Source organism: Curtobacterium sp. UCD-KPL2560, assembly GCF_001705035.1.
Taxonomy (GTDB): Bacteria; Actinomycetota; Actinomycetes; order Actinomycetales; family Microbacteriaceae; genus Curtobacterium.
Genome location: NZ_MCIG01000044.1, coordinates 20,883 through 27,375 on the forward strand (window position 1 = coordinate 20,883; position 6,493 = coordinate 27,375).

Annotated in this window: 7 protein-coding genes; 3 read left to right on the forward strand and 4 right to left on the reverse strand. The window is 72.3% G+C overall.

Annotated elements, in window-relative coordinates; translation table 11 throughout:
• Positions 1-35: 35 nt before the first annotated feature.
• Together BEP24_RS10895 and BEP24_RS17835 are read left to right on the forward strand one after the other, a co-directional pair.
• The gene (locus BEP24_RS10895) at positions 36-698 is read left to right on the forward strand and encodes a GAP family protein (protein WP_065963249.1); all 663 of its coding nucleotides are present in this window, start codon (positions 36-38) and stop codon (positions 696-698) included.
• Between the two features lie 499 nt (positions 699-1,197).
• The gene (locus tag BEP24_RS17835) at positions 1,198-1,551 is read left to right on the forward strand and encodes a hypothetical protein (protein ID WP_216093135.1); all 354 of its coding nucleotides are present in this window, start codon (positions 1,198-1,200) and stop codon (positions 1,549-1,551) included.
• A gap of 153 nt (positions 1,552-1,704) precedes the next feature.
• On the opposite strand, the gene arr is transcribed toward BEP24_RS17835, so the two are convergent.
• From arr to BEP24_RS10920, 4 genes are all read right to left on the reverse strand, one after another.
• On the reverse strand, positions 1,705-2,127 hold the full coding sequence (gene arr, locus BEP24_RS10905) for an NAD(+)--rifampin ADP-ribosyltransferase (protein WP_083230294.1): 423 nt from the start codon (positions 2,125-2,127) through the stop codon (positions 1,705-1,707).
• Positions 2,128-2,850: 723 nt separating this feature from the next.
• Complete coding sequence (locus BEP24_RS10910) at positions 2,851-3,066, reverse strand: hypothetical protein (RefSeq protein ID WP_065963255.1); 216 nt, start codon at positions 3,064-3,066, stop codon at positions 2,851-2,853.
• A 79-nt stretch (positions 3,067-3,145) separates the two neighbouring features.
• Positions 3,146-3,430, reverse strand: coding sequence for an antibiotic biosynthesis monooxygenase family protein (locus tag BEP24_RS10915; RefSeq protein WP_065963257.1), 285 nt, complete (start codon positions 3,428-3,430; stop codon positions 3,146-3,148).
• Between the two features lie 96 nt (positions 3,431-3,526).
• Positions 3,527-4,864 (reverse strand): solute carrier family 23 protein, encoded by a 1,338-nt coding sequence (locus BEP24_RS10920; protein ID WP_065963258.1) that lies wholly within the window; start codon positions 4,862-4,864, stop codon positions 3,527-3,529.
• Between the two features lie 105 nt (positions 4,865-4,969).
• Here BEP24_RS10920 and BEP24_RS10925 point away from each other — a divergent pair, with 105 nt between their 5' ends.
• Positions 4,970-6,448, forward strand: coding sequence for a hypothetical protein (locus BEP24_RS10925; protein ID WP_065963259.1), 1,479 nt, complete (start codon positions 4,970-4,972; stop codon positions 6,446-6,448).
• The last annotated feature ends 45 nt before the right edge of the window (positions 6,449-6,493 follow it).

Below are 6,493 nucleotides of genomic sequence, written 5' to 3' on the forward strand. Positions count from 1 at the left end.
GCACCGCACCATTGTGGCGGCGGTACGCTCCGAGCGTGGACCTGACCGCCCTCGTCCCCGGCGCCGTCGGGATCGCCCTGAGCCCGCTCCCGATCGCCGCGGTCGTCTTCCTGCTCGGGCACCGTCGGGGGTACGGCGCCGCGGTCGCGTGCCTTCTCGGGTGGGCCTCCGCGGTCCTCCTGGCGCTCGTGGCCGCCGTGCTCGTGGGTGAGCGGCTCCCGCTCGAGACCGCCGGCGGCTCGTCCGTCCAGGCGATCGTGGCGCTCGCCGCCGCCGTGCTGCTCGCCGGCCTCGCGGTCTGGCAGTGGGTGACCCGGCGGCTCCCGGACGGGCGGCCGTCGAGTGCCCGGTGGTCCGAGGCGGTGGAGCGGCTCGGAGCCCGACACGGCTTCGGGCTCGGGGTGCTGCTGTTCTGCAACCCGAAGGCGCTCGTCCTGGCGCTGACAGCCGGGCTCGCGTTCGGCGACGCGGAGCCGTCCCCGGTGGAGGCCGTGCTCGCCGCGGCCCTGTTCGTGGCGCTCGCGGCCTCGACGGTCGCGGTGCCCGTGCTGGTTGCGGTGGTCGCCGGCCCGCGGGCCTCCCGACCGCTGGCCGCGCTTCGGACGGGCATCGAGCGGTGGGGGAGTGTGGGACTCGTCGTGGTGCTGGTCGTGCTGGCGGCGGTCCAGCTCGTGGTCGGCCTCGCCGGCCTGCGCTGACGCGCCTGACGCGCGCCCGCCGCGACGGATCGTCGCGTCCGCACCGTGGGCCGCGCGCGACGGTGGGGTGACGACGGACGGGAGGCGCGTGGCGGGGCCGCCACGCGCCTCCAGTCCGTCTCCTGGGCGCGTCAGCGCAGCGTCCCGGACGTCGTCTGCTGGCCGCATCGGGTGCGGGTGGTGTGGCTGACCAGCCCAGCGCTACGGTGCAGGCATGTCCCTCGCCCTCTCCGTCCGGATCCTGCGCCGCGCGCTGGACGGACGGGCCACGTTCCGCCGTGGCGAAGCGAGCCGACGGGCGATCGCGCTCTCTCGTTCATGGGATGAGCACTGGGCTGAGGAACCGCTCGGACATGTGCTGCGCGATGTTCACCGGGACCGGTGGGTCCGGTTCTGGAGCCTCCCGGGAGCGAAACGGTACGCCGACACCGAAGCCGAGTACGTCGAGGTCCTCCGCCGGCATTCGACGGTCCTCCGTACCCTCGCCGAGGACACACCCGTGTGGGTGATCGCCGAAGACTGGGACGGGCGCACCATCGAGAGCGGATGGACCCGCGACGCGATCCTCGGACGGTGGCCGTGGCGGCGAAGCCACGACTTCGCGGTCACGGACGAGCTGGCGGCGGTCGGCTCCTTCTACTGGGTCCGATCGTCCCCATTGCAGGACCTCGGCGGCCTGCTCCGCGACGTCGCAGATGGTGGTGCGAACGTCGTCATCGGAGGACACGACCTGTCCTGGGTCTACGCCCCCTACGACGGCGGCGCCGACGTGATCCTCCCGACGCGGGCCGAACGCGACGCCCTGGCCCGCCGCCACCGCCGGTGGAGATCAACACGACGCGACGGCCTCTGACCACCGCCGGCACCTGCAGCGCTCACGACGACGCGTCGTTCGAGTCGCCGTGGGGAGGGCTGCCATCGAGGTCGGCGCACTGCCCGGTCACCGCTGTCCGAGCGTCCGAAGCTGGTACATGCCCATGAGTCGGCAGGCAGAGGGACGTGGACGTCAGTTGATGATCTCGCCGCGTCGTTCGGGAGGGAGGCTCGTGAGGGTCTCGCGCCACCGTTGGAGGGCGTCGGGGGTGAGCCTGGTCCAGTCGGTGATCTCGTCGAGCACGCGGAGTGGCTCGGTGCTGCGGTAGGAGCGGGTCGGGTTGCCCGGGAACTTCTTGTCGGTGACGTTCGGGTCGTCTTCGTAGGCGCCGGTCGGTTCGACGCGGTAGACCCTGGGGGTGCGGCGGTCGGGTGCGAGCTCGGCGGCGAGTTCGGCTGCGAGTCCTGCGCCGTCGCGGAGTGCGGTGAAGTAGATGTGGTTCATGATCACGTCGGGTCGGTAGTTCGACCGGAACCCAGGGGAGAGCAGATCCCCGATGTGGAGGTCTGCGGTCGTGCCGTGGTAGAACGGCCCGGTTTCCTGCGCTGCGTTCACGGGCACAGCATAGGGCGGGCGGGGCGCGACCCCAGCGGGGAGCGGCGGAGCCTGATGCGGTGGTGCCTCGTCTCACCGATGTCCCGTCGGTGTTCCGGTTCGCCAGCGGCTACCGGGCGGTCAGACGGGAGACGCGTCGCCATGGACGCGGGAGGAGCGCGATGGGTGTGATGACGAGCGCGAGTCCTGTCAACGCGACGACGGTCAGCGCCCAATCGGTTTCGGGCAACGTCATGCGTTGGCCAGACGAACTCGAAAGCGTGCAGTCAGTGCCGAGCGGCCAGTACGACGGGGTCACGCTGACCCGGATGTCCTCGGGGGACGTTGCGCCGACAGCAGTCGGGTTCGTGACACAGTCAGCTCCATCGTCGCCGCCGATGAGGCGCCCCTGGGCTGCGACCACTGCACCACCCAGGAGCGTCAGACCGACGACGAGAAGAACGCCAGCCAAGAACCAGAAGAACGCCCAGCTCCGTGGAGCCAGGCGACCATCGCTTCCACCCATGACGACGAGTCGGACGCATCGGTGGCGCGGTTGCGACAGCAGTTGCCGTCCGATGACCGAACGGCAACCGGTCGGCGCGCTTTCGGTCAGCAGGACGGGCGCCGTGGTGCGAGTAGCAAGACCGATCGTCAGTTCGGTGACGGATCAGGAGTGGCGTACACCCTCTCTCGCAGCAAGCACCGATCCGTACAGGGCCACGTCAGCCCGTTCCGGGCTGATCAGCCGAGCAGGAGTCCGAAGCCGAGGATGAAGGCGAACGGCGACAGCACGAAGAGGAACACGACGAGGGTGATGGTGGCGGCCGTGACCGCGGCGACGCTCGTGGTGACGAGGGAGAGGAGGCTGACGAGGCCGACCGCCCGCCGCACGTCGCCGCCGGTCGCGACGGTGGTGGTTGCCTCCTCGAGGAGGTCACGCATCGGGTCGTCGGTCATGGTGCCAGGGTACGGAGAACATGGCGTGTTCCCTGATCCCGACATGGCGCGCGGCCTCGAGCGTCCGACAGCCGATGGCTCAGTGGGCAGCTTCGGTGACCGAGTAGCGACGCTGGATGCCGGCAGTGGCTCTGCCCCACGTGCTGGACCTGACGCGCTCCTGGTGGGCGTCGAACGCGACGCGGTCGTCGAACCGTTCCTCGACCGACCACCGCAGGGGATCCTCGGTGGGAACGACCTCGAAGGCGACGCATCCCGGCTCGCTCCGCGTGAGTCGGGTGTGCTCCGGCAGGTGCTCGCGAACTCGTTGCGCTTCCTCCTCGGTCACGCACACCAGCTGGCCCCTCAGACGGATCGCTCCCATCCGCTGACCGTACGGCGTCGGAGGACGTCCCGGTAGCCGCTCGGCCACCGGGCTGCCGGTCGCCGCCACGCGCCTCCCGTCCGTCGCCTGGGTGCGTCAGTCGACGCGCGGCTCTGCCGGGACCGCACCGGTCGCAGCGTGCGCCTCGTCCGACGCCTTCGGGGCGGCGGGCTCCGTGCCGCGTGCCCGTCCGATCAGGTCCATCACGTGGTAGACGACGATGGCCGCGACCGTGCCGACGATGATGCCGCCGAAGGTGGCTCCGCCGAACGCGAAGGTGAAGTCGGCGATGCCCATGATCAGGGCGATGCCGGCGGTGAGCTGGTTCTTCGGCTTGGCGAAGTCGACCTTGTTCTCGACCCAGATCCGGATGCCGATGACCCCGATGAGGCCGTACAGCGCCGTGGTCGCGCCGCCGAGCACCCCGGCGGGCACCGAGGAGATGACCATGCCGACCCTCGGCGACAGGCCGAGCAGGATCGCCACGATGCCGGCGACCCAGTACGCGGCGGTCGAGAAGACGCGCGTCGCGGCCATCACGCCGATGTTCTCGCCGTAGGTCGTCGTCGCGGAGCCGCCGCCGGCACCGGCGAGGACCGTCGAGAGCCCGTCCGCCATGAGGGCGCGTCCGGTCAGCGGGGTGAGGTCGCGTCCGGTGAGCTGCCCGACGCCCTTGACGTGCCCGACGTTCTCGGCGACGAGCGCGAGCACCACGGGGACGAACCCGAGGTAGACGGCGAACTGTCCGGGGTCGAACGACGGCGCCGTGAAGGTCGGCAGCCCGACCCACGGCGCGGCGGCGACGGCGGACAGGTCGACCTCGCCCGAGAGCATCGCCACGAGGTAGCCCACGACGACACCGATCACGATCGACAGCCGACCGACGAGCCCCTTGAACAGGACGGTCACGAGGATGATCGTCGCGAGCGTGATCACCGCGGTGAGGGGCGCCTTCGTGAAGTTGTCACGCGCGGCCGGCGCGAGGTTGAACCCGATGAGCGCCACGATCGCGCCGGACACCACGGGCGGCATGAGCCGGTCGATCCAGCCGGCGCCGGCCAGGTGCACGACCAGGCCGACGAGCGCGAGCAGGGCACCGACCAGGATGATCCCGGACAGCGCGAGCGGGATGCCCCCGATCTTCGTCGCGGCGGCGATCGGGGCGATGAACGCGAACGACGACCCGAGGTAGCTCGGCAGCCGGTTGCCGGTGATCAGCAGGAACAGGATCGTCCCGACACCGCTGAAGAGCAGCGTCGTCGACGGCGGGAACCCGGTCAGCAGCGGGACGAGGAACGTGGCGCCGAACATCGCGACGACGTGCTGCACACCGAGGCCGATCGTACGACCCCAGGTGAGGCGCTCGTCAGGCGCCACGATCGTCGATGCGGAGACGGTCGCGCCGTCCCCGTGCAGCTTCCAGCCCATTCCCATGCGATGACCGTACCGGCTGCGCGCCCTCCGCCACAGGTCGTGCGCGCACCTGTGGACGACCCCTCGACTCGTATATGGTGTGCCACGTACCAGTCAGGAGTCACCATGCCCCCTCGCCGCACCACCCGTCCCCGAGTCCCCGTCGCACGGCTGCGCCGCACCGCCGTCACCGCCCTGGTCGTGTCGGCAGCCGTCGTCGCCCCGGCCGCGGTCGTCGAGTCGGCGTCCGCCGCGCCGCGGTCGCACGGCTCGGCGGAAGTCGCGGCCCGGGCCACCGCCGGGGCTCTGCCCACCGCCGGGGCTCTGCCCAACGCGGGGTTCACCGCCGGGGTCGAGTCCATCAACCACGGCCTGCAGCGCGTGCGGATGGTCGGCACGGGGCCCGTCGGTGGCAGCGTGGCGATCAGGGGCGAGGGGGTCGAGCCCACCTGGACCGAGGCCGACGCCTCCGGTACCTGGCGTGCGACCGTGCACGTCCCCCGCGCCGGGACCGTGCTCGTCGCGACCTCGCAGGTGACCGGCCAGCGCATCGAGGTCCCGGTGGCGATCGACAACACGAACCTGCAGCCCGTCGGCAAGCTCGACACCGACCGGTTCCGCCGCACCACCCACGTCGAGATCAAGCCCGCGAAGCCCGGCGCGCGGTGGGAGTTCACGCGCGACGGCGAGCCCGCGGGCAGGGCCACGGCGGGAGCCGACGGCGTCGTCGCGTTCGACTTCACCGGGTTGGCCGCAGGGTCGCACCTCTTCACCGGGGCGCAGTACTACGACGGCGAGCACAACGGCTCGTGGTTCGGCGAGCAGACGATCGACGCGACGCCGGAGGTCACCACTGCCACGGCCTCGCGGCAGACCGGCACCGTGCTCCTGAGCGGACGTGCCCCGGTGGACACGACGCTGACGGTCCGGGACCAGGACGGGCCCGTGACCGACGCCGACGGACGTCCGCTCCGCGTGACGACGGGCGACGACCCGTCCTGGCGCGTGGCGTTCCCGCTCGGCGACCGCGCCGGGACCCTGCCCGTCACGGTGACCGCGCTCGAGGACGACCGACCCGTCGGTTCGACGACCCGGGAGGTGACCGTCGTCGCACCGGTCACGGCCGAGGCGGCCACGTCGGCGGACGGCTCGGTGCGGATCGCCGGGACGGGGCAGACCGGGGGCACGGTGGCGCTGCTCGACGACGACGGCCGCACGCTCACCGACCCGGACGGGACGCCGTACTCGGCGCGGATCGGTCGCGCGTGGGAGCTCGTGGTGCCCCGGTCCGCCCTGCCCGCCGAAGCCGTCGTCGTGCAGCAGCGTGTGGACGACGTCGAGCAGGGTTCTCTGCGGTTGGTCCTGCCGCGCGTCCCCGGCCGGCCGTCGCCCGACCCCGGCGCGGTGGTGCCCGGTGGCCCGACCCCTGGGAAGGTGCACGGCGCGACGGAGCAGCTCCGGCACGGCGGGCGTCCGCTCGACGCCCTCGCGTGGACCGGAGCGGAGCCCGGCGTGCCCACCGCCCTGGCCGCAGCGCTCCTCGCGCTCGGGACCGGCGGACTCGTGGTCGCCCGCGCCCGCCGACGCCGGCCGGGGCGACGCTGACCCCGGCTGGCGGTCGGCCCCCGGCGACCGCCGCCCACCCCGCCG

Coding starts and splice junctions, on each gene's coding strand:
- BEP24_RS10910 (WP_065963255.1), bottom strand. CDS start 3,066: ATGACCGACGACCCGATGCGTGACCTCCTCGAGGAGGCAACCACCACC.
- BEP24_RS10915 (WP_065963257.1), bottom strand. CDS start 3,430: ATGGGAGCGATCCGTCTGAGGGGCCAGCTGGTGTGCGTGACCGAGGAG.
- BEP24_RS10920 (WP_065963258.1), bottom strand. CDS start 4,864: ATGGGAATGGGCTGGAAGCTGCACGGGGACGGCGCGACCGTCTCCGCA.
- BEP24_RS10925 (WP_065963259.1), top strand. CDS start 4,970: ATGCCCCCTCGCCGCACCACCCGTCCCCGAGTCCCCGTCGCACGGCTG.